This window comes from Spirillospora sp. NPDC048823, from assembly GCF_043198445.1.
Taxonomy (GTDB): Bacteria; Actinomycetota; Actinomycetes; order Streptosporangiales; family Streptosporangiaceae; genus Spirillospora.
Genome location: NZ_JBICUT010000004.1, coordinates 317,522 through 339,830, shown reverse-complemented (window position 1 = coordinate 339,830; position 22,309 = coordinate 317,522). Strand labels below are relative to the sequence as shown.

22 protein-coding genes are annotated in these 22,309 nt (G+C 70.6%); 8 read left to right on the top strand and 14 right to left on the bottom strand.

All coding sequences use genetic code 11. From position 1 onward, the window contains the following. Window positions 1–61 precede the first annotated feature (61 nt). The 8 genes from ACGFK0_RS12535 to ACGFK0_RS12500 all read right to left on the bottom strand — a co-directional run bounded on the left by ACGFK0_RS12535 (window position 62) and on the right by ACGFK0_RS12500 (window position 9,179). Window positions 62–1,330: an MFS transporter gene (locus ACGFK0_RS12535; RefSeq protein WP_392903673.1), complete on the bottom strand. Its 1,269-nt coding sequence runs from the start codon at window positions 1,328–1,330 to the stop codon at window positions 62–64. Next, complete coding sequence (locus ACGFK0_RS12530) at window positions 1,327–2,595, bottom strand: ATP-grasp domain-containing protein (RefSeq protein WP_392903672.1); 1,269 nt, start codon at window positions 2,593–2,595, stop codon at window positions 1,327–1,329. Before ACGFK0_RS12530 ends, ACGFK0_RS12535 begins: the two co-directional genes overlap by 4 nt. A gap of 31 nt (window positions 2,596–2,626) precedes the next feature. Continuing rightward, the gene (locus tag ACGFK0_RS12525; protein WP_392903670.1) at window positions 2,627–3,727 is read right to left on the bottom strand and encodes a serine/threonine protein kinase; all 1,101 of its coding nucleotides are present in this window, start codon (window positions 3,725–3,727) and stop codon (window positions 2,627–2,629) included. Beyond that, window positions 3,720–5,141 carry an iron-containing redox enzyme family protein gene (locus ACGFK0_RS12520; protein WP_392903668.1) on the bottom strand — a complete coding sequence of 474 codons (1,422 nt, stop codon included), beginning with the start codon at window positions 5,139–5,141 and terminating at the stop codon, window positions 3,720–3,722. The genes ACGFK0_RS12525 and ACGFK0_RS12520 overlap by 8 nt, the downstream gene beginning before the upstream one ends. After that, complete coding sequence (locus tag ACGFK0_RS12515) at window positions 5,138–6,256, bottom strand: 50S ribosomal protein L11 methyltransferase (protein ID WP_392903666.1); 1,119 nt, start codon at window positions 6,254–6,256, stop codon at window positions 5,138–5,140. Before ACGFK0_RS12515 ends, ACGFK0_RS12520 begins: the two co-directional genes overlap by 4 nt. 56 nt (window positions 6,257–6,312) lie before the next feature. Continuing rightward, complete coding sequence (locus tag ACGFK0_RS12510) at window positions 6,313–6,720, bottom strand: Rieske (2Fe-2S) protein (protein ID WP_392903664.1); 408 nt, start codon at window positions 6,718–6,720, stop codon at window positions 6,313–6,315. A gap of 179 nt (window positions 6,721–6,899) precedes the next feature. Continuing rightward, window positions 6,900–8,282 carry an iron-containing redox enzyme family protein gene (locus ACGFK0_RS12505; RefSeq protein ID WP_392903661.1) on the bottom strand — a complete coding sequence of 461 codons (1,383 nt, stop codon included), beginning with the start codon at window positions 8,280–8,282 and terminating at the stop codon, window positions 6,900–6,902. Between the two features lie 639 nt (window positions 8,283–8,921). Beyond that, on the bottom strand, window positions 8,922–9,179 hold the full coding sequence (locus ACGFK0_RS12500) for a hypothetical protein (RefSeq protein WP_392903659.1): 258 nt from the start codon (window positions 9,177–9,179) through the stop codon (window positions 8,922–8,924). Between the two features lie 162 nt (window positions 9,180–9,341). Between ACGFK0_RS12500 and ACGFK0_RS12495 the strand changes: the two genes are divergently transcribed. Next, the gene (locus ACGFK0_RS12495; RefSeq protein ID WP_392903656.1) at window positions 9,342–9,818 is read left to right on the top strand and encodes a rhodanese-like domain-containing protein; all 477 of its coding nucleotides are present in this window, start codon (window positions 9,342–9,344) and stop codon (window positions 9,816–9,818) included. Between the two features lie 177 nt (window positions 9,819–9,995). Next, entirely contained in the window at window positions 9,996–11,510 is a 1,515-nt protein-coding gene (locus ACGFK0_RS12490; protein WP_392903653.1) for a DEAD/DEAH box helicase, read from the top strand. A 106-nt stretch (window positions 11,511–11,616) separates the two neighbouring features. On the opposite strand, the gene ACGFK0_RS12485 is transcribed toward ACGFK0_RS12490, so the two are convergent. Further along, complete coding sequence (locus tag ACGFK0_RS12485) at window positions 11,617–12,444, bottom strand: acyltransferase (RefSeq protein ID WP_392903650.1); 828 nt, start codon at window positions 12,442–12,444, stop codon at window positions 11,617–11,619. A 127-nt stretch (window positions 12,445–12,571) separates the two neighbouring features. Next, the gene (locus ACGFK0_RS12480; protein WP_392903647.1) at window positions 12,572–13,045 is read right to left on the bottom strand and encodes a hypothetical protein; all 474 of its coding nucleotides are present in this window, start codon (window positions 13,043–13,045) and stop codon (window positions 12,572–12,574) included. A 173-nt stretch (window positions 13,046–13,218) separates the two neighbouring features. On the opposite strand from ACGFK0_RS12480, the gene ACGFK0_RS12475 reads away from it, so the two are divergent. Continuing rightward, complete coding sequence (locus tag ACGFK0_RS12475) at window positions 13,219–13,743, top strand: peptidylprolyl isomerase (protein WP_392903645.1); 525 nt, start codon at window positions 13,219–13,221, stop codon at window positions 13,741–13,743. A gap of 75 nt (window positions 13,744–13,818) precedes the next feature. After that, entirely contained in the window at window positions 13,819–14,718 is a 900-nt protein-coding gene (locus ACGFK0_RS12470) for a rhomboid family intramembrane serine protease (protein ID WP_392903643.1), read from the top strand. Window positions 14,719–14,829: 111 nt separating this feature from the next. Here ACGFK0_RS12470 and ACGFK0_RS12465 read toward each other — a convergent pair whose 3' ends face one another. Continuing rightward, window positions 14,830–15,087, bottom strand: coding sequence for a cell division protein CrgA (locus tag ACGFK0_RS12465; RefSeq protein WP_392903640.1), 258 nt, complete (start codon window positions 15,085–15,087; stop codon window positions 14,830–14,832). Window positions 15,088–15,168: 81 nt separating this feature from the next. Here ACGFK0_RS12465 and ACGFK0_RS12460 point away from each other — a divergent pair, with 81 nt between their 5' ends. The 4 genes from ACGFK0_RS12460 to ACGFK0_RS12445 are packed head-to-tail and all read left to right on the top strand — an operon-like array spanning window position 15,169 to window position 17,353. Then, the gene (locus tag ACGFK0_RS12460) at window positions 15,169–15,906 is read left to right on the top strand and encodes a DUF881 domain-containing protein (protein WP_392903637.1); all 738 of its coding nucleotides are present in this window, start codon (window positions 15,169–15,171) and stop codon (window positions 15,904–15,906) included. A gap of 35 nt (window positions 15,907–15,941) precedes the next feature. After that, entirely contained in the window at window positions 15,942–16,574 is a 633-nt protein-coding gene (locus ACGFK0_RS12455; protein WP_392904053.1) for a class E sortase, read from the top strand. Window positions 16,575–16,582: 8 nt separating this feature from the next. Further along, window positions 16,583–16,771: a hypothetical protein gene (locus ACGFK0_RS12450; protein ID WP_392903635.1), complete on the top strand. Its 189-nt coding sequence runs from the start codon at window positions 16,583–16,585 to the stop codon at window positions 16,769–16,771. Window positions 16,772–16,774: 3 nt separating this feature from the next. Then, on the top strand, window positions 16,775–17,353 hold the full coding sequence (locus ACGFK0_RS12445) for an anthranilate synthase component II (RefSeq protein WP_392903632.1): 579 nt from the start codon (window positions 16,775–16,777) through the stop codon (window positions 17,351–17,353). 213 nt (window positions 17,354–17,566) lie between these two features. On the opposite strand, the gene pknB is transcribed toward ACGFK0_RS12445, so the two are convergent. Genes pknB through ACGFK0_RS12430 form a run of 3 tightly spaced genes read right to left on the bottom strand, consistent with a single transcriptional unit; the run spans window position 17,567 to window position 22,303 of the window. Next, on the bottom strand, window positions 17,567–19,384 hold the full coding sequence (gene pknB, locus ACGFK0_RS12440) for a Stk1 family PASTA domain-containing Ser/Thr kinase (RefSeq protein WP_392903629.1): 1,818 nt from the start codon (window positions 19,382–19,384) through the stop codon (window positions 17,567–17,569). Between the two features lie 22 nt (window positions 19,385–19,406). Further along, window positions 19,407–20,825, bottom strand: coding sequence for a serine/threonine-protein kinase (locus ACGFK0_RS12435; RefSeq protein ID WP_392903627.1), 1,419 nt, complete (start codon window positions 20,823–20,825; stop codon window positions 19,407–19,409). Further along, window positions 20,822–22,303 carry a peptidoglycan D,D-transpeptidase FtsI family protein gene (locus ACGFK0_RS12430; RefSeq protein WP_392903624.1) on the bottom strand — a complete coding sequence of 494 codons (1,482 nt, stop codon included), beginning with the start codon at window positions 22,301–22,303 and terminating at the stop codon, window positions 20,822–20,824. Before ACGFK0_RS12430 ends, ACGFK0_RS12435 begins: the two co-directional genes overlap by 4 nt. Window positions 22,304–22,309 lie beyond the last annotated feature (6 nt).

Genomic DNA, 22,309 nt, shown 5'->3' with positions numbered 1-22,309 from the left:
CCTGTCTCCGGTGTCTCCGGTTGGTCGGTTCGGTTGCGCGGTCGGGGTGGCGGGACGGACGTCAGTCACCACCCCCGGTGGTCTTGACGGGCGCAGGCTCGGGCTCGTCCGGTCCGTCGGCCTCGTCCGGCGGACGGCGCCGCGCGAGCCCCGCCCCGGCCGCGACGAGCGCGGCGGCGAGGAGCCCGAACGTCCCGGTCAGCACCCACACCCCCGAACCCCAGGTGTGCCACGCGGCGATCCCGATCATGGGGCCGACGGCGTAGCCGACCTGCTGCGGGACGGTCGCCGCCGCGATATAGCGGGCGCGCAGCGCCGGCGGCGCGACGAGGCCGGGGTAGGCCATCATCGACGGCGCCGCGATGACCTCGCCGAACGTCCACACGACGGTCGCGACGAGCAGCAGCGCGATCGGCGTCGGCCCGGTGAAGAGGAGGTGGCCGACGCCGAGCATCGCCATGCCGAGGGTCATCGGGAGCCCGATCGGGAGCCGCTGGAGCCACTTGGACAGCAGCACCTCGAACGCGATGACGATCCCCCCGTTGATCGTCAGCAGGGTCGCGTACACCCGCTCGTCGTGACCCGAACCCGTCACGAAGAGCGGCAGCGCCGCCGACGCCTGGATGTAGGCGACCGCCGTGAAGAAGAGGCCGAGGACGACGAGCATGAACCGCCGGTCGGCGAGGATCTGCGCATAGCCGGCGCGCTTGCCGCCGGACTTGTCGCCACCGGCGTCCGGCTCGGGGTTGGAGCGCAGCGCCGCGTAGGCGACGATGCCGAAGGCCAGCGACGTCGCCGCGTCCACGTAGAACAGGGCGCCGTAGGACGCGTAGGTCAGCAGCAGCGCGGCGCCCATGGGGCCGAGGGTCGCGCCGACGTTGAACGTCAGCCGCAGCACCGAGAAGACCATGACGTGCCGGTTCTTCGGCGTCAGCTCCACGACCCACGCCATCGCGGCGGGACGGTACGCCTGCGCCGCCATGCCCGCGCCCGCCGCGACGAGGGCGCCGGTCCACATGTCCGGCACGTGCACGAGGGCCGCGGTCAGGACGGCCGTGCTCACCATCGAGCCGACGATGACCGCGCGGTATCCGACCCGGTCGGCGGCGGCGCCGCCCACCGCGGAGCCGGAGATCCGCCCGATCATCAGGGCGGTCAGCACGAAGCCGCTCTCCCACGCGGTGAATCCCTTGTCGGTGAGGAACAGCACCAGGAACGCGTTGAGGAACGTCGCCAGGTTGCTGATCAGGTTGCCCAGGACCAGGATCCGGACGGTCTCGTTCATCTCCCGCAGCGTCGACATGACGGTCGGGTGCTCGGCGGTGCTCATGTCGCGGGCTCCAGCCTGGTCCCCTCGAACGTGAAGTACCGTCCGGGATCGGCGACCGCGGCGGCGGTCTCCTCCGGCGACGCGCCGACCGCGATCACGAAGCCGGTGCGGGCCAGGCCGTGCGGTGGCCGCCGGACCCGCATCCCCGGCTGGACGCCGACCTCCACCTCCGCGAGCGGCGGACGCATCAGCTCGCGGTGCGCCGTCGCCGAGGTGACCTCCATGTCGTAGGGCGGGTAGGCGAACCTGATCGACGCGGCCCGGAGGGGGCCCGGGAACGCCGGGGCCGGGGGACGTCCCGCCACGACGTCCGCGGCGGCGAGCGGCGCGTCCACGCCGGAGGTCAGGAGCCCGAGGTAGGGGATCATCCCGCCGCCGAGCCGGGCGTTGATCTCGATGACGTGCCGTGCGCCGTCCGGGGTGAGCTTGAACTCGATGTGGGTGAAGCCGTCGGTGAATCCGGCGGCGGCGTGGGCGCGGTTCAGCGTGTCGAGCATCGCGGGGTCGGTCAGCAGCGGGTCGTTCGCGTCCACGTCGTGGCCGATCTCCTCGAACGCCAGGTCGCCGCTGCCGCCGAGGATCTTGCGCGCGACGACCAGCGGCGTGCATTCGCCCCTGTGGACGACGCACTCGAAGGAGACCTCCGGGCCGTCGAGGAACTCCTCCACGATCACGTAGTCGTCGAACTGGCGGATGCCGCCCATCCGCGTGCCGTCGGCCAGCGCGAACGCGCGGTCCAGGTCGCCCGGCCCCTCGGCCTTGCTCAGCCCGAGGCTGCCGCCGAGGTTCCGCGGTTTGACGATGACCGGGTAACCGGTCTCGTCCGCGAACGCGCGGGCCTGCTCCAGCGACGCGACGGCACGGGACGCGGGCTGCGGCAGCCCCGCGTCACGCAGTGCCGTGCGGGCGGCGGACTTGTCGCGGCAGCGCGCCACCGCGTCCGGGTCCAGGGCGGGGAAGCCGAGCGCCGCGCTGAGATGCGCCGACGTCTCGATGTAGACCTCGTCGTAGCAGAAGACCCCGGCGACGTCGTGGTCGCGGGCGACCTCGCGGGCAGCCGCCGTCAGCTTCTCCAGGTCGAGGCAGTCGACGACGGTGTGCCCGATGATGTAGGGGTCCTCCCAGGTGGCCGGGGCCGGGTTGAGCAGCCAGAGCCGGTACCGCGCCGACACCGACTCCAGGATGTAGGCGCGGTAGACCCAGTAGCTGCTCGCGACCAGGAGAAGGAGCGGACGGTCGTCGCCCGCGGACGGGTTGTGCGACATGCGGACCTCGTTGGGGGGCGTCGGGGGAGCGTCAGGAGAAGTAGTCCTGGAGTCCGCCGCGCCGGCGGACGTCGAGGGTGGCGCAGTGGAAACCGCCGCCGAACGTGTTGACCGTGCGGAACGGGACGGGGATGGGCGTGAAGCCCTCCTTCTCCAGGAGCCGCAGCAACTCGGTCTCCTGCGCCTCCACGAAGATGCGGTCCTGGTCGAGCATCAGGGTGTTCATCGCGATCCAGCGGCTGCAGAAGTACATCGTCTGGTCGGCGGGGATGGCGGGCTCGGGGCAGATCAGCACGTCCCAGTCCGCGAACATCTCCGGCAGTTCGGGCACCCGCTCCGGGTTGATCAGGACGCGGCCGGGACGCAGCGGGACGAACGTGGCGTTGAGGTGCATCGGATGGTCGTCCATGAACGCCACCTCGTGCACCCGGAACTCGTCGCCGAGCAGCCGCCGCGTCCACTCGATGCCGAACCGGTTGGTGACGTGGCTGCGCTGGACGAGGATGTCGCGGCCGAACCGCATGAAGTCGCCCGCGTCCACGATCGGCTCGAACTCGGTGATGACGGACGTCATGTCAGGGAACGGGTCGTCCGGCGACGGAGTCTCCGGCTTCGCCGATGCGTAGCCGGGGTTGTAGGACGCGTCCGTGAGCTGCGGTTTCGGCGCGGCGACCCAGCGGGCGCCGCGGCGGAAGTAGTCCTTGAAGATCGTCCTGAACGGGTGGGTGGCGAAGTAGTACGACCGCCAGCCCATCGTCGCCTCGACGATCTGGTCCCCCGCCACCAGCGCGATGTCGCGGGGGAACGTGTGCGACGACCCGCCGGTGGACGACCAGTCGGCGGTGCCGAACGAGCGGGACTGGTCGACCGGGTCGGGCCGCCGGACCGTCACCCCCTCGCCCTCCAGGATCGACACGAACCCGTCGAGTTCCTCGCGGGCCGCGTCGACCTGATCGGCCGGGAAGCCGCCGCCGCCGTTGCGGCGGTAGAAGTCCCACGCCTCCGGCGGCACCGTCGCCTCGATCGCCGGATGCCACGGCGGGACGGCGGCGCCGTCGATCACGCCGACGATCACCTCTTCGAGCGGGTCCCACTCGTTGTACGAGCCGACCGGGGAGGAGTTCTCAGCCATCGTGGGACGTCCTTTCGATGGTTCGGACGGTCACGCGCGCCTCCGGCGAGGCGGCCTTCAAACCGTGCAGGCGGTTGCGCGGCACCAGCAGCACGTCGCCAGCACCGAGGCGGTGCGGGTGCTCGGTCGCCCACGCGTACACGTCCACCTCACCGGCGGTGACCTCGACGAGCCGGTCGGTCTCGTACACGCCGGTACAGAACGGGCTGTCGGGGCGAAGGGTGCTGGTCACGGCGTCGTCCAGCCCGGAGGACGCCAGCGCGGCGCCGGCCTCGGCGTGGTCGTCGAGCGTGTCGGCCCAGGCGATCTGGGCGCGGAAGTCGGCGTCGCCGAGCCGCAGCAGGAGCTTGGTGTCCTCGATGCCGCGCACCAGTTCGGGGATGACCAGCTCACCGTGGGTGCGCGCCAGCCCGAGCAGGAGGTTCTCGTACGTCATCCGCCCGTGGTGGATGTCGATGTGGGCGTGCTCGTCGCAGTACTTGGCGTCGACCCGGTCGCCGTAGACGGCGCGGAGCATCGCCCCGGTATCGGCGAACCCCTGGGCGAACAGCCACTCCAGGTACGTCACCGCGGCCATGTAGCGGAACATCCCGCGGTGGTCCTCGGTGAGCCAGTTGAAGTAGTTCACCCCGACCAGGGAGCTGGTCAGGTAGAAGTTCCAGTACGCGTGCACGTCGGTGCGCAGCCCGACGCTGGCCAGCATCTCCTTGAAGATCGTGCTGTGCTTGGCGCCGTACACGCCGTACCCGAACTCGTCGTTGAAGATCTTGAAGAGCTCGGACTGCTCGACGCCGTAGGACCCGCCCAGGTTGCGCGCCATCGCCGACGCCTCCGTCAGCGCGTCCAGCGCGAGCTGGATCAGGTGCAGCGCCGCCGCCTCCTCCGGGTGCCGGCACTCGGTGATGGTCCGCATCGTGCCGGTCACCGGCGCGGCCGCGTCCACCGCCGGGTTGTTCCCGGACGCGTCCGCCGGCGCCCCCGCCCCGCCGACCTCGGCGAGGAAGTACTCCTGCAGCTCGTCCAGCGTCCGGACCGGCGGGACCGGCACGGCGTCGTCCAGGAACGAGAAGGCGTAGCGCTCCAGATCCGGCCGGACGAGGTCGCGCAGCCGCCGCACCTCGTCGCCGTAGAACAGGTCGAAGTCGTCCTTGGCCGCCGCGAGGCCCTCGGCGGGCAACAGGATCATGTCGCTTTCGTAGGCGTTGCACAGCACGCGCCCCGCGACGAGCTGCCCGCCGCTCAGGAACTCCGCCTCGGTGGCCGGGACGGAGAAGTCCCGGTCTCCCGCGCCGGGCGGGCCGATCGGCCGCCGGAACGGGTTCCCGGCGATGTACACCTCCGGCCCCGGCTGGAAGATCCGCTGCGCGCAGTACGCCGCGAGGGCACCGGACCGTTCCGACGTGGTGATCGTCATCGCGCCGCCTCCGAGACATCGCGGTCCTGGCAGGGGGCCGTCCCGGCGGGAACGGTGAAGCGGACGCACTCGCCGTCGTGGGCCGCGTCCAGCACGACCGGCTCGCCCGGCTGGACGTGCACCGGGGCGGGCAGGCACTGGATCGCCTGCTTCCAGTGCGAGTCGTGCCCGGGTGCGTTGTCGAGGGTGATGCCGGGGAGCAACTCCATCTCGAACCAGAACGCGATCGCGTGCAGCTTTCCCGCGGCGGTGGGACGCACCAGGAGTTCGGTGCTGCGCGGTGTCGCGTCGGCGGTGTGGAAGTCGAAGTCGAACACCGTCAGCGGGTCCGACAGCGCCCGGTGCTCGTGCCGGTGGAGCCGGGAGTCGAAGTACTCGAGCGTCGACAGCCGGTTGAACGGCGCCAGGTCGAACCCGTACAGCTTGCCCACGTGGTTCTTGCGGTGCAGCGGCTCGCTCTCGATCAGCTGGGCGATGATCCGTCCCCGCGACGGCATGATCGTCGCGTCCCGGGTGAGCAGATGCTCGCGGGCGTGCGCGATCGTGCCGAGGATGCCCTCGCCGAGCAGCCCGCAGTCGACGATCTCGGTGACCAGCAGGTCGGCCCGCCTGGGCAGGTCCTCCGGCACCGTCATCCGGGTGGACATCTTCGGGACGACGGTGACCGCGTCGTCGTACCCCGCCACCCGGACGACCCGGGAGGTCGTCTCGGCCACGGCCTGCTGCCCCTCGCACGCCACGACCTGGCGCGCCCCGGCACGGGCGGCCATCATCGCCAGCAGTCCCGATCCGGCGCCGATGTCCAGCACGAGCGAGTCCGGGTCCGACGCGACCGCCCGCCGGATCGCCCGGTCGTAGAGCTCGGCGCGCTCCTCGTCGTGCAGCATCTCCCAGTGCCAGCGGGGGACGGCGCGGCGGACGGCGCGGTTCCGGCCGATCCGCGCCTCCTCGTTGTCGCGGTCCACGCCGAGGATGAGTTCGTACGCCTTGGCGGCGTCCTCGTAGCGGCCCTGGTGGTGCAGGTCGCGTCCCCAGCGCAGGAAGTGCGCGAGCTCCAGGTCGGCGTGGATCTCCGGAGCGGGCTCCAGCAGGTCGGATTCGTGCGTCGGCTCCACGACCGTGCCTCCTCGGTTCGGACCAGGTGGTGAGGTGTTGGTGGCGCTGTCCGTCGTCATCGGCGCACGGCCCCCTCGCCGCCGGCGGTGTCGAGCGCGTCGGCCGCGCAGGGCGCGTCCGGCGGCAGGTTGGCGAGGATCTCCCTGTGGATGACCGAGATCGGCGCGCCGCCGTCCCCGCCTTCGGCGCCGTCCGGGAGGACGACGACCGCCTCGTCGCCGCTGCGCACCATCGGCAGGCTGGTGCGCTTCACGGCCGATACGCCCACCTTGGTGCCGTGCCAGGGGCAGCTCAGGCGCCGCCCGTCCGGGGTGAGGCGGGCCAGGCTCAGCGGCCCGCCCCGGTGCGGGCAGCGGTCGAGGACGAGCAGCGCCCGCCCTTCGGTGTGGAGGACGAAGTAGCGGTCGTGGCCGACCATCACGGTGTTGTGGCGGCTCAGATCCATGACGATGACGCGGGCCATCGGCTCCTCTTGTCGTTCGGGCGCGGCCGGGTGACGGGCGGAGGGCGGGGCACCGGCACGGCGCGGGCGAGGGAGATCAGGGGGTACGGGGTAGGGGCACATGGCGAGGGCCGTACGTGCCCCACCGGTGTGTCCAGGGACGGAACGGACGCCGCTCCGGCACGGCGCCTCGCGCTGGATCAGCCGTCGGGTGCCGCGGTATGGAGCAGGTAGGCGGTTCCGGCGGCGGCCGGCCGCACCCCGTAGAGCCGGCCCGCCGGGATCAGCACCACGTCTCCGCGTGCCAGCCGCTCGGGCGGACCGGTCGGGGTGGTGATGAGCTCCGCCTCGCCGCGCTCGACCTCCAGCACCATGGCGTCGTCATGGCCGCGCGTCCCGAACGGGCTGTCCGGCGTCAGGGCGACCCGCCGCGGCGGCGTGGGCCCGAGCCGGACCGTTTCGGCGAGCTCCCGGTGGCGGGGCAGGTCGTCCGCCCACCGGATCTGCGCCGCGGTGTCGTCCTCGAACCATCCGCCGATGAGCCGGGCCTCGGCGACGCCGCGCATCAGCTCGGGGACGACCCGGGGGCCGTGCCTTTCGGCCAGGGCCAGCAGCACCTGCTCCCTGGTGATGCGCCCATGATGCTCGTCGATATGTGCGTGCTCGTCGCAGTAATGCAGATCGACTTCGGCTCCGAAGATATCCCGGAACACCTTGACCATCTCGACGAAGGCGGGCGCGAAAACCGCCTCCGCATAGGTCACCGCACCTGCATAGCGGAAGAACTTCGCATGGTCGCGGGACAGGTAGTAATAGTAATTGTTCGTCGCCAGTGGACCCGCGAGGTAGAAGTTCCAGTACGCGTGCACATGGGTCGCCATCCCGCGGCTGCGCAGCATCTTGGCGAAGATGGTGGTGTGCTTGGCGTCGTAGACCCCGTACCCGAATTCATCGATGAAGATCTTGAACAGGGCGGATTGCTCCGGCCCGTAGGCGCCGGCGAGGTTGCGCGACATCGCGGACGCCTCGGTGAGGCCGTCGAGCGCGAGCTGGACCAGGTACAGGTCGGCGGCGCTCTCCCGGTCGCGGGCCCCGGCGATGGCGGCCAGCGCGGGCGATGGACCGTTCTCGGCCTCGGCGACCACGTGCTGGAAATAGGCGTCCAGCACGTCGGGTGTGGTGGCGCCGCTGACGTCCACGGCGTCGTCGAGGCAGGCGAACGCGAAACGTTCCAGGGCCGAGACGGACGACTCCCGGAGTTCGCGCAGCTCGGAGCCGTAGAAGAGGTCGAAGTCCTCGTGCAGGCCGGCCAGCCCCTGGTCGGGAAGCAGGACCGTGTCGGCCTCGTAGAACGTGCCGAGCAGCCGGTGCGCGGCGAGCGAGCGGTGCGCGGCCCACTGGCCGGCGCCCGGCGGCCGGTCGAAGTCGGCCGCGGCGAGCGCGTCCGGGACCAGCATCCGGCGGTAGGGGTTGGGAGCGTGCAGTACCTGGGCGTCACCTTGGAAAAGCGGGTTCCGGGCGAACGAGATAATCCGCTTTCCCAGGGTGCCGCCGACTTCCTTGTCGGCAGATTGAATTGTCATTTGCTTATACCGTTCACCTGACTACTTCATGGGGTCGGGTGTAGTTGTGTGCGCCTGGCCGGTTGTACCGGCAGGAACGCGAGAACGGTTTCGGTTCGATGGCGGGTATGGCGGGGTGTTGCGCAGCGGGCTTGAACTCTCACTTGTGGTGAGCGTCCGGGGTTCCCGCTGCGGAGGCACGTTAACAAAGGCCAGTGGCCCGATCAATGATCAACCATGACTTTATTGACAGGATGAACTGGCAGGTCTTGTGCGCGCCGATACCGGTCATGTCGCCGCCGAATTAGGACTCTCCCTATCCCGCTCGCCGGGTCCGGGCCCGATCCGCGTTCGCGGCAGGTGCGCTGACCTGGTGTTCCGCCGTCCGGGCGACGCTGACGTCATGGGCGCACCAGCCGCGGCCCGGCGGCCAACCCCGCTTGACGTGCGGTGGACACCCCTGTCAAGGAATATCCGGGGACCATCCCCGGTTCGTGACCGTATTCGGGTCCGCACGGCCGTCCGCCCCCGCCACGCCCCCGGACGGCATCCGCGCGTCCCCCGGGCGGGCGTTGCTACGCGGACGCGCCCGGGTCGCGGAAGGTGCGCCGGTAGCCGGACGTGAGGTCTTCATCGCCCGCGCGAAATGGTGCCGGAACGTCACCGGGCTCTCGAAGCCGACGGCCGCACCGACCTCCTCGACCGGCGTGACGCCCTCCTCCAGCAGCGGCAGGGCCGCCATGTGTCCGCGGACGCGAACGCGCCGAGGCCGTGCTCGGCCGTCAACGTGAAGCCGCCGACCGCGCGCATCGGGCCGCGTTCCAGCGAGCAGACCCGCAGGTCGTACCAGGGGACGTCCAGTTCCGGGCGCGGCAGCCCGAACACCTCGACGACCGAGCCGAGTTCGAACGGTGCCATCCCGTCGAACGCGAGCACCGACACCGTCTGCCGGCGTGCGGGGGGGAGCGACGAACATGGCGGAATTTTATCGATGGTCGTCGTTCACGCCACTGTCCGGCTGGGCCGCCATCGCCGCAGCATGGAGGCGTTCGCGAAAGCCCCCTGGTCAAGGAGCAACAGATGAGCGTCTCCCACCCCGCCGCGTCCAGCGAGGAAGCCGTCCGCCACTTCGCCGCCCGCCTCTCGTTCGAGACCGACGTGTCCGATGTGGCCGCACAGATCCTTGAGCGAGGCGAACCGGGTAACGCGGGCGGCGGCGGCATCGTGGTCGTCGACACGCGCAGCGCCGAAAGCTGGGACCAGGGCCATATCCCGGGCGGGCTCCACCTCCCGACCACCGAGATCGCCGGACGCGCCGCGACGCGGATACCCCGGGACGTGACCGTGGTCGTCCACTGCTGGGGCCCCGGCTGCAATGGTGCGACGAAGGCCGCATTGCTGTTCGCCGAGCTCGGCTTTCCGGTGAACGAGATGATCGGCGGAGTCGAATACTGGGCTCGTGAAGGGCTCCCCGTGGAGACCGCCGCGCGGACGGTCACCCGGCGCTCCCCCGACCCGCTCACCGCCCCTGTGACCACCATCTCCTGTGACTGTTGACACCCCGGGAAACCAATGACACGGAATGTTCTATCCGGGACTGGGCATAAGAAGCCACCACGGCGACGTTAGACTCTAGGAATCATTCTTCGACGCCCCATGGCGTCAGGCTCGTCCTTGCAGCCCACACACACCGTGGTGCCTCCCGAGACGTGCCCCCCTCTCGGAAGGTAATGCGTGACCTCAGCTGCCGCTGCACAGAACCCGTCCATGCCCGCCACCGCGGACGAGGAGCAGGTTCCCACCTTCGCCGAGCTCGGCCTGGCGCCGTCGCTGGTGAACTCCCTGAGCCGTCAGGGAATCGACGCGCCGTTCCCCATCCAGGTCGCCGCGATCCCCGACGTGATGGCGGGACGCGACGTCCTCGGACGCGGCAAGACCGGCTCCGGCAAGACCCTGGCGTTCGGCCTGCCGCTCCTGACCCGGCTCTCCGGCCGCAAGGCCGCCCCCAAGCGCCCCCTGGCGCTGATCCTGGTGCCGACCCGCGAGCTGGCCCAGCAGGTGCAGACCAACCTGGAGCCGCTCGGCCGCGGCCTCGGGCTGCACTTCAAGACCGTCATCGGCCAGACGTCGATGTTCAAGCAGATCGACGCGCTGCGCCGCGGCGTCGAGATCCTGGTCGCCACCCCCGGCCGTCTCAAGGACCTGATGCGGCAGGGCGCCTGCGACCTGTCCGACATCGAGATCCTGGTGCTGGACGAGGCCGACCACATGGCCGACATGGGCTTCCTGCCCGACGTCACCGACATCCTCGACGCCGCCAAGCCCGGCGGGCAGCGCCTGCTGTTCTCCGCCACCCTCGACAAGGACGTCGACGTCCTGGTCAAGCGCTACCTGAACGACCCGGTGAGGCACGCCATCGGCCCGGTCGACGAGTCCGTCGACACGATGGAGCACCACCTCCTCCTCGTCGCGCCCAAGGAGAAGGCCGCCGTCACCGCCGAGATCGCCAACCGCGAGGGCCGGACGATCCTGTTCGCCCGCACCAAGCACGGCGTCGACCGGCTCGCCAAGCAGCTCGTCCAGGTCGGCGTCCGCGCGGCGGGCCTGCACGGCGGCAAGAGCCAGGGCCTGCGCACCCGCACGCTCGCCGAGTTCCGCGAGGGCTCGATCAGCGTGCTGGTCGCCACCGACGTCGCCGCCCGCGGCATCCACGTGGACGACGTGTCGCTCGTCATGCACGTCGACCCGCCCGCGGACAGCAAGGACTACATGCACCGCGCGGGCCGCACGGCCCGGGCCGGTGAGAGCGGCACCGTCGTCACGCTCGTCCTGCCGCACCAGGTGCGCGCGACGTCCGCGATGACGCGCCGCGCCGGCATCAACGCGCCCCGCACCCGGGTCGCCACCGGCGACGCGGAGCTGGTCAAGCTGACCGGCGCCCGCCCGCCGTCCGGCATCCCGATCGAGGGCCCGATCATCCCCGAGCGCCCGCAGCGCGCCGGCGGCGGCCGGGGCCGCCAGGGCGGACGCCGCGGCGGACGCGGCTTCGGCGGCGGCGGCCGGGCCCCGCGCTCGTACGACCGCCAGGACGGCGGCGGCCGTCCCCGCGAGGGTGGCGAGCACCGCGGCTCCTACTCCGGCGGCGAGCGCCGCGGCGGCGGCCCCCGCACCGGCGGCGGCTCGCACCCCAACCGCCGGGGCGGCTCCTACCGCGACGGCGGCGACCGCCGCCCCGCCCGCTACAACTGACCCGACGTGGTCCGGAGCCCCGCCCCACCCGGGCGGGGCTCCTCCCTTTCCAGCCTGTGCCGGGGACGGCGCCGCACTGCTGGGCCGCCAGCCCGCTTCTGGGCCGCTAGCCCGCCTCTTCGTGCAACACGTCGTCTTCGCGGGGGACGTCGTCCTCGCGGGCGGCGGACTGCTCGCGCAGCCTGTCCTGGAGGATCTGGAGGCCTTCGAGACCGTCCACGGAGAGGGCGGCCAGCTCGTCCAGGGACATGAGGGGCTCGGTGCGCAGCGGCGGCTGCCAACCGTTCTCCTTGTCGTGGCTGCGGAGGATCTTGGCGGGGACGCCGCCGATGACGGCGTGGTCGGGGAACTCGCCGCGGACGACGGCGCCGCCCGCGACGGCGACGTTGCGGCCGAGCCGGGTGCCGGGGAGGATGATCGCGCCCGTTCCGATCCAGCAGCCGTCGCCGATGACGACGGGGTTGTTCTCCGGCCACTGCCGCCCGATGGGGGTGTGCAGGTCGCCGTAGGCGTGGTTCTGGTCGGTGATGTAGACGTTGGGGCCGGTGAAGACGTCGTCTCCGATGGAGATGGACTGGTGGCCGACGATGTGGGTACCGCGTCCGAGGGAGCAGCTCGCGCCGATCCGGACGATGACGTCCGGGCCGAGGTCGAGGCCGGGGACGAAGCCCGCCGAGATGGTGACGTGCGTGCCGACCAGCGTGTGGTCGCCGATGGAGATCCACGGCTCGCCGTAGATGGAGCCGACCGGGAAGCCGATGCACGCGCCCTCGCCCAGGTAGGCGAACTTGCGGCGGCCCGGTGTCCGCGGGGTGATCTCGCCGTGCCGCTGGATCCACTCCCAGGCGTGATGCACGGCCGTGTGCACGCCCCGGCGCGCCCGGTCTCTGGCCCGGGCCGCCAGCACCTGCCGGGTCGAGCGTTTCGGCGACATGGCGTTCACCGTACCGGGTGGTAGCTACCGCAGGGGATAAAGGGACGCGATCGACCGAACGTGAATCGGTGCACGCGGCGCATGACGGGGGCCCGGCCGTTTCCCGGCCGGGCCCCCGGTGTGCACGCTAGTGCGGAGTGTGCACCTGACCGTCGACATCGGCGCCGGTGACCGTCATGGAGTCGGCCGAAGTGGCGTCCTCCGCGTGCTCACCGGAACCCTTGGTCAGGTCTCGGATGACGCCGCGCCGTGTCGCCACCACACCGGCCACGCCGACGGCGGCGACCACCCCCATCATCGTCATGAAGGCGCCACGCCCGGGCTTGGACGATTTCGGCGGTTCCACCCGGTGGGCGGCATCGCTCAGGAACGTGCTCACCCGCGGGGCGAGCCCGGTCTCCACATACCGGGCCGCCTGCCGGAGCCTCGGTGCGCTCCAGCCACGGACGATCATGATGCGCTCACCCGCGGCGGGCCTGATCCGCTCCGCCGCGGAAGAGGCACCCTGACGGCACGCATCGGCGCCCTGCCGGGCGGCCTCCTGGGCGCGGCCGAACCGCGTGAGAACTGCCTCCTGCGGCTTCCGACGGATACTGATCATTAGGGACACGCTAACCTCCCTGTTTGCGAGGTCCTGTCATGCAGCCTTCCCAACGACAGGGGGGTAAACCCTGTATGCGCAACCGCCAGATCACGCAGGGTGACCACTTTCGGGCATGACGAGAGACCCCAAAGTCCAGACGTACAGACCAACTCCATGAGGAGGAGGCCAGGGTGGCCAACGAAATCTTCGCGACGCTCAACACGTCGCTCGGCAAGATCGTGATCCAGCTGTACCCGGAGCAGGCGCCCGAGACGGTGGCGAACTTCGTCGACCTGGCGGAGGGCAACCGGACGTGGCACGACCCGCGCACCGGCCAGAAGTCCGACGCGCCGCTCTACAACGGCACCGTCTTCCACCGCGTCATCGACCAGTTCATGCTCCAGGGCGGTGACCCGCTGGGCACCGGCACCGGCGGGCCGGGCTACCAGTTCAAGGACGAGTTCCACCCGGACCTGAAGTTCAACCGGCCGTACCTGCTGGCGATGGCCAACGCCGGGCCCGGGACGAACGGCTCCCAGTTCTTCATCACGCTCAGTGTCGCCCACACCCAGCACCTGACGGGCCGCCACACCATCTTCGGCAAGGTCATCGAGGGCACCGACGTCGTCGACCGGATCGGGAAGGTCCCGACGGGCCGCAATGACCGTCCGCAGGAGGACGTCGTCATCGAGTCGGTGACGATCGAGCGCCGTTAGACGTTCCTACGGTGAGACCTGAAACCGGGTGAGACCCGCGACGGGTGCGACCCGCACCGGCCCACGGAGCCCCAGATGAGCACAGAACCCAGTCCCGCCCCCGAGACCTCGGTGCCGACCTGCTACCGGCACCCGGGCCGGGAGACGTATGTGCGCTGCACGCGGTGCGACCGCTACATCTGCCCCGAGTGCATGCGGGACGCGGCGGTGGGACACCAGTGCGTGGAATGCGTCGCGGAGGGTAACCGGAGCATCCGCAGGGCGGTTCCCCGGACGCCCATCGGCGCACGGGCCTCCACGTCCGCGGTGCCGGTCGTCTCGTACACGCTCATCGGCGCGTGCGTGGCGATGTACCTCGCCGAGCTGGCGTCGTGGCGTGTCGTGTGGGAGTTCATGATGCTCGGACGCGGCGTCCTGCCCGACGGCGACGTCGGCGGGGTCGCCGAGGGCGAGTGGTACCGGCTGTTCACCACGATGTTCCTGCACCAGCGCGGCGGGACGTTCGGCATCACCCACATCCTGTTCAACATGTGGGCGCTGTGGGCGGTCGGCCCCGCGCTGGAGCAGGTGCTCGGCCGGTGGCGGTTCCTGGCCCTGTACATGCTGTCGGGGCTGGGCGGCTCGGTGCTGCTGTACCTGGTCGGCGACCCGGCGTCCTCGGCGGTCGGCGCGTCCGGCGCGATCTTCGGCCTGTTCGGCGCGTTCTTCGTGGTCGGCCGGAAGCTGGGCGGGCCGGTCGGGCCGATCGTGGTGCTGCTGGTGATCAACCTGGTGATCACGTTCTCGGTGCCGAACATCTCCTGGGAGGGGCACGTCGGCGGGCTCGTCGTGGGCGCGGCGCTGGCCGCCGCCTACGTGTACGCGCCGGCGGCGCGGCGGCGGCTGCTGCACATCGCGGCTCCGCTCGTCACGTTCGCCCTGCTCGCCGCGCTGGTCGTCGTCCGGACGGCGGAGCTGGCACCCGCCGCGGGGTAGCCGTGAGCCTTGCGCGGACGCCGCTCATGGCACGCGGCGTCCGCGCCCTCACCTGTGGAAAACCTGGGGAAAACCGGGGCCTACCCGCCCCGATCTGTGGACAACTGGCGGTCAGCGCCACCGGGTCGACAGGATCACACCGAGAATGATCGCGGTGAACCCGATGCCCAGGTTCCAGTTGTGCAGGTCGGACATGTACGGCACGTCGGTGCCGGTGCTGGCCGTCACGTAGAAGACGGCGATCCAGATCAGGCCGACGAGCCAGAGCCCGACCATCGTCGGCACCAGCCAGCGGGGGCTGACCTCGGGCGCCTTGGACTTCTGCGGGGGCGTGTAGACGGCCTTCTTGCGGGTTTTCGACTTGGCCACGGTGAGTCGATCTCCTCGGGCGTTCCGGCGGCCGGAGCGCCGGACCGCGCATGGGTGTTTTGTCGGTTAGCGTAGTCGCTGGTGAGCAGCGTACGGCGTCCAGCGTGGGGAAGCATCATCCCAGTTCTCACGCTCCTTGCGGGAACCTTGTTCGCGGCGAGCGCGAGCACGGCCCGCGGCACGAGCCTGCGCGAGCAGGGCCGCACCGAGATCACCGAGCTCATCGCGGCGGAGCAGCGCCGCAGCCGCCAGGAGCGCGACGAGTACCGGCGGCTCCGCCACGAGATCGACCGTATCTCGCGGGAGGCCGGACGTCACGACGCCCGCGTGAAACGGGCCCGGGCGGAAGCCGACCGCCTCGCCGCCCGCGCCGGGTTCACCGCGCTCAGCGGCGCCGCCGTCCGCGTCTCCCTGGACGACGCGCCGCTGCCGAAATCCGGTGACCTGCCGCGGGGTGTCCGCCCCGACGACCTCGTCGTCCACGAGAGCGACGTCCAGGCCGTCGTGAACGCGCTGTGGGCCGGCGGCGCCCGCGCGATGCAGATCATGGACCAGCGGGTGATCTCGACGAGCGCCGTCCGCTGCGTGGGCAATACGCTGATCCTCCAGGGCGTCGTGTACTCCCCGCCGTTCCGGATCACCGCCGTCGGCGACCCGGAACGGCTCCGCGCGGCGCTCGGTGCGTCCCCCGAGATCGCGACCTACCGCAAGTACGTCCGCGCGTACGGCCTCGGCTACTCGGTGCGGACGGTGGAGAACGCCACGCTGCCGCCCTTCACGGGCAACGTGACGATGAAGCACGCTACGGTGCCGGACTAGCCGGCCGGACCCCCGAGGAGGACGCACCGGTGCGGATGCTGATCCGTGGCATGGGCGAGCTGTGCATCACCGCCGGGCTGATCGTCATGCTCTTCGTCACCTACTCGCTGTGGGGCACCGGCCGCTACACCCAGGGCCAGCAGGATCGCCTCAGCGAGGAACTGCTGGGCAAGTGGCAGGCGTCCAAGGTCACCACGGAGAAGGTGAAGCTCGGCAAGGGCCTCGCGATGATCCGCGTCCCCGAGTTCGGGGACGACTACGGTTTCGTCGTGATCGAGGGCGTCGACCGCGAGGACCTGCGCAAGGGCCCCGGCCACTACCCCGGCACCGCGCTGCCGGGCCAGGTCGGCAACTTCGTGATCTCCGGGCACCGGACCACCTACTCGGCCCCCTTCAACCGGCTCGGCGAACTCGAACGAGGCGACGAGATCCTCATCGACACCCGGGACCGGCAGTACGTCTACAAGGTCACCGGCCGCGAGATCGTGGGGCCGTCGGCGGTGGAGGTGACCGCACCCGTCCCGGGCCACCCCGGGCGCGAGCCGACCGAACGCCTGATCACACTCACCACCTGCCATCCCAAATACTCCGCCGCCGAACGAATGATCATCTTCGGTGAGCTGGCGTCGTCCGTGCCCCGGGTGCGGCAGTCCGCCACCGGAACCTAGGAGGTCCCGTGTACGCCTGGATCTGGCGCCGACTGCCGGGCGCGTGGCCGGCCAAGACCGCCACGGCGCTGGGCCTCGCCATCGCCGTGGCCGCCGTCTTCTGGTACCTGGTGTTCCCGTGGGTGGAACCCAAGGTCCAGTTCGACCAGGGCGTCGTGGAGGGCCCGACCCCGACCGGCACGTCGCTCCCCGGCTGACCGGTGCGCGTCCTCGTCGTGGACAACCACGACAGCTTCGTCTACAACATCGTCCAGTACCTGCTGGAACTCGGCGCCGAGTGCACGGTCATGGACTGCCTCGACGCCACCCTCCGGGACGCCGCCGCGGCCGACGGCGTCCTGCTGAGCCCTGGCCCCGGCCACCCCGCCGACGCGGGCATCTGCCTGGACCTCGTCCGGGACGCCGAACTCCGAGCGAGGCCCCTCCTCGGCGTCTGCCTGGGCCACCAGGTGATCGCCCACGTGTACGGCGCGAAGGTCTCCCGTGCCCCGGAGATCGTCCACGGCTCCACCAGCGAGATCACCCACGACGCCGCAGGCGTCTTCCACGGCCTCCCGAACCCGTTCCCCGCGACGCGCTACCACTCGCTGGCCGTCCAGCCCGACACCGTCTCCGCGCCCCTGGACGTGACGGCCCGCACGCCCGAAGGCGTGATCATGGGCCTCCGCCACCGGACCCGCCCCATCGAGGGGGTCCAGTTCCACCCCGAATCGATCCTCTCCGCAGGCGGCCACCACCTCCTGAGAACCTGGCTGACCACCTGCATCGCCCCACGGTGACCCGGTCTCGGCCCCGCGGCGGCCGCGGCCGCGGGAAAATTTCGGTTGAAATCCGTAACGTCCTGCGGCGTCGGGACGAAGTCCATGATGAGGGCTTCCGCCATTGCCCCCGAGTGGCGGAAGCCCTCTTGCATGCCCACGTGCGGCCCGAAGTGGCGAAGGGCCCCGGCCCGCCTCGGAGAGAGGCGGACCGGGGCCCTTCAACGCGTCGGATCAGCCGTCACCGCCGCCGGGGAAGCCCGGGATGCCGGGAGTGGGAGGGGTGCCGGGAGTTGTCGGCGTGGGCGGCGGCTTCTCGGCGATGAAGATCGTGACGGTGTCGCCGGGGGCGACCGTCGCGTCGGGGCCGGGCTGCTGGTTGAAGACCAGGCCGGGCGAGACCTGCCGGTCGGGAGGCGCGACGGCCTTCTCCACCTTGCACTTCAGCCCGAGATCCTCCAGCTTGCCGCAGGCGGCCCGCTGGCTGTTGTTGAACAGGTCCGGCACCTTGAGGTTGCTCGGGCCGTTGGAGATGGCCACGGTGACCGTCGCGTTCTTCGGCGCCTTCGAGCCGCCGGGCGGGTCGGTGCTGATCACGCTGAGCCGCGGGACGCTTTCGCTGTTCTCGACGCGCTTCTCGACCTCGAACCCGCGCTGCTCCAGAATCTTCTTCGCCGTGCTGTACGGTTTGCCGGTCACGTCGGGGACCTCGATCTCCGTGGGCGGTTTCTTGCCCTTGGAGACCAGCAGCGACACCGTCGCGCCCTTGGCCGCGTCGGTGCCGGGCCTCGGGTCGGAGCTGATGACGAATCCCTTCCGGATCTCGTCGCTGTACTCCGTCTTCGGCGGGCCGACCTTGAAGCCCAGCTTGGTGAGCTGGGCCGTTGCGTCGCTCTGCGAGACGTTGACGATGCTCTTGGGGATGGCGACCTGGTCGCTGCCATCGTTGCCGCTCATCAAGAAGCCGATGAGGGCCGCTCCGCCGATGAACAGCACGGCGAGGCCCAGCCACAGGGCGGCCTTCTTGCCGGCGCCGCCGCGTTCGGGGAAGTCGTCATCGTCGTAGCGGGCCGGCGGCAGGCCGTAGCCGTTGTCGACGGGCCGCTGCATCTGCGTGCGCGGCGGTGCGCCGCCCGGGTATCCGCCCATGACCTGGGTGCCCTGTGCCTGCGAGCCCATCATCATCGTGGACGCGGCGTTGGACGCCACCGGCTGCCCCTGCAGGACGCGCTGGATCTCCTGCCGGAACTCGTTCGCGTTCTGGTAGCGGTTGTCGGCTTCCTTCGCCATCGCCTTCAGCACGATCGCGTCGGCCCACTGCGGGATCTGCGGGTCCACCTGCGACGGCGGGACGGGCTCCTCCCGGACGTGCTGGTAGGCGATCGCGACCGGGGAGTCGCCGGTGAACGGCGGTTTGCCGGTCAGCAGCTCGTACAGGACGCAGCCCGTCGAGTAGATGTCGCTGCGGGCGTCGACCCGCTCGCCGCGCGCCTGCTCCGGCGACAGATACTGCGCGGTGCCTATGACCTGCGCGGTCTGCGTCATGGTGGCGGCGGTGTCGGCCATGGCGCGGGCGATGCCGAAGTCCATGACCTTGACCTCGTGCTGCCGGGTCAGCATCACGTTGGCCGGTTTGATGTCGCGGTGCACGATCCCGCCGCGGTGGCTGTAGTCCAGCGCGCGCAGGATCCCGTCGGTGATCTCCAGCGCCTTGTCGGGGAGCAGCGCGCGGTTCTCCCGCAGCAGGTCGCGCAGCGTGCTCCCGTCCACGTGCTCCATGACGATGTACGGGATGGAGGTGTCGCCGATCATGTCCTCGCCGGTGTCGTAAACGGCGATGACCGAGGGGTGGTTCAGCGACGCGGCCGACTGGGCCTCGCGCCGGAACCGGGCCTGGAACGTGGGGTCACGGGCCAGGTCGGACCGTAGCGTCTTGACCGCGACGATGCGATCGAGGCGCAGGTCCCGGGCACGGTAGACCTCGGCCATGCCGCCTCGCCCGATCACCGTTTCGAGCTCGTAGCGGCCGCCGAGCAGCCGAGGTTGACTCATATGTGCACTTTCCCTCGTACGTCTACACCTTGTCCTCCGAACCTAGCTCCCCGCTCTCTTCCTGCGAGGGATCCGGGCTCGGAGTTGACGGAGTCGTGGTGGGGCTCTCCGTCAGCGTGGGTGTTGGCTCTGGGGCGGTGGGAGTCGCCCGGGGCGGATTGCTTGATGGCTTGTGTGAAGGGGACGCCTTGCGGGTGTCCGGCGTTGACGGACGGATCCTATGCGTCTGGTACCGCTGCGTGACAGTCGGCCTTGGCGAACTGCGGTTCTGGTTCCTCGTCGGGGCGGTGGGGGTGCCCGGGTGGACGACAGGTTCGTCGACGACGTCGTCTCCGACCGGCAGGGTCGCCGGGGAGCCGGGCGGGACCCGTTCGTCGCCGGATCCCGTGAACGCGTAGCCCTTCCACAGTGACCCGATCACGATGGTGCAGACCAGCAGGACGGCCGCGACCGACGTGTACGTCAGTGTCGTGCGCCGTTGCCCGCGCACTGACCCCGTGGTGAGGTTATCCGTCCCCAGAGCTACGTCAAATCCCGACAAAGTAGTCGATTGAGTAACGATCTTCGGGTGGGGTGCCCGGCCGGGCCCCGCCGCCTCGGCGTTCGTCCGCGGCAGACGCCCCGTGCTGAGGGCCGCGCGGATCCGCTGGGCACGCGCGGCGACCGTCTCCGCGTCCGCCGGACGGTCCGCCGGGTCCTTCGCCAGCATCTCCATGACCAGCTCGCGTGCCGCCTCCGGGAACCGCGACGGCAGCTCCGGCGGCGCGTCCCGGACATGCTTCAGCGCCACGTCCACCGGGGTGGAGCCGTCGAACGGCTGCGCACCCGTCAGGCACTCGTACGCCACCACGCCCAGCGAGTACAGGTCGGTGGCCGGAGACAGCTCAAGTCCCTGCGCCTGCTCCGGCGAGATGTAATGCGCCGTCCCCATGACCATCCCGGTCTGGGTCTGCGACGCCGCCGCCAGCCGCCGCGCGATTCCGAAGTCGGTGATCTTCAGGGTGCCGTCCGGCGACACCATCAGGTTCGCCGGCTTGACGTCGCGGTGCACGACCCCCGCCTGGTGCGCGACCGTCAGCGCCCGTCCCGCCTGCACCATCAGGTCCAGGACGGCCTCCAGCGGCAGCCCGCCGTCGCGCGCCAGGATCTCGTCCAGCGGCTCGCCCGGCACCAGCTCCATCACCAGGAACGCCCGGCCGTCCTGCTCACCGAAGTCGTACGCCCGCGCGATCCCCGGATGCCCGAGCTCCGCCGCGAACCGCGCCTCCGACTCGAACCGGCCACGCGCCGACATGTCCGACCCGAACTCCAGCCGCAGCAGCTTCACCGCCACCTGCCGCCCGAGGGTGTCGTCGGACGCGCGCCAGACCTCGCCCATCCCGCCGATGGCCAGCCGCTCCAGCAGCCGGTACCGGTCGTTGAGGACGAGGCCCCTGCTCACTTCTGCAAAACCTTAGCCATGATCGCCCCGGCGACCGGGCCGGCGTCGGCGCCGCCGGAGCCCGCGCCCTCGGTCATCACGGCGAACGCGTAGCGCGGGTCCTCGACCGGGCTGAACCCGACGAACCAGCGGGCGTTCGGGTTGCCCGTCCCCTGCTCGGCGGTACCGGTCTTCCCGGCGATCCGCATGCCCTGCAGGTTCTTCGCGGTTCCCTCGCTGATCACTGCGCGCATCATGTCCGCCAGCTGCTCGGCCTGCTCGTCGGTAATGGGCTGCTTGAACTCCTCCGGCGAGGCGTTGTAGAGCTCACTCTGGTCCTTCGCCCGGACCTTCTGCACCACATACGGGCTCATGATCTTGCCTTCGTTGGCGACGGCGGCCGCGACCAGCGCCATCTGCAGCGGGGTGGCCCGCACGTTCTCCTGCCCGATGCCGGACCGGGCCGTCCCGTCCTGGCCGGTCTGGATGGTCTTGCCGTCGGGGCCCGTGTACGACACGGGAACGTCGCTCTCGGCCGCGAACATGTCCGGCTCCAGCTGGACGCGCTCATTGAAGCCGAACTTCGAGGAACCTTCGCTGAGCTGCCGGATGCCCATGTCGAGCGCCATCTTCGCGAACGAGGTGTTGCAGGACTCGGCGAACGCGCCCCGCAGCGGGGCCGTGCCCGCGCAGCTGCCGCTGTCGTGGGAGTTCGGCAGGGGCCGGTTCGACTCCGGCAGGATGAGCTGCCCCGTCTGGATCGTGGTCGAGCTGTCGATGCCGAGCTTCTGCATCGCGATCGCCGACGTCACCGTCTTGTACGACGAACCGGGCGGGAACGTCTGGCTCAGCGCGTTGTCGACCAGCGGCTTGACGACGCCGTTGCCATCGTTCAGCTGCTCCAGCTTCTTCGCGCCCTTCTCGCCCGTCTGCGGCGCCACCTCGTTCGGGTCGAACGACGGCCACGACGCCGCCACCTTCAGCGCGCCCGTCTTCACGTCCATCACCACCGCGCCGCCGCGGCGCCCCGGCGCCGTCTTCGCCTTCAACTGCTGGTACGCGGTGCGCTGCGCCTCCGGGTCGATCGTCAGCTCGACGTTCGCGCCGTCGGCCGGCTTGCCGATGAAGGAGTCGAACCAGCGCTGCTGCGTGATGCGCTTGTCCTTGCCGCCGAGCAGCGAGTTGTAGGCCCGCTCGACCTGCGTGGCACCGCCGTTGAAGTACCCCGTGACCGGTGCGAAGACCGGGCCGTCCTTGTAGGACCGGCCGTACTTCGGGTTGTCCTTGCCGGTCGGCTCCGACGTCACCAGCACCTCGCCGCCCGCGGATATCTGCCCCCGCGGCGAGTTGAACACGTCCGCGAACTGCCGGCTGTTGTTGGAGTCGGTGCGCAGATCCTCCGCCTGGCTCCCCTGGACGTAGTTGATCTGCGCCATCAGCCCGAAGAACAACAGCAGCGCGAAGATCGCGACCCGGCGTATCGGCTTGTCCATGTTCATGCGGCG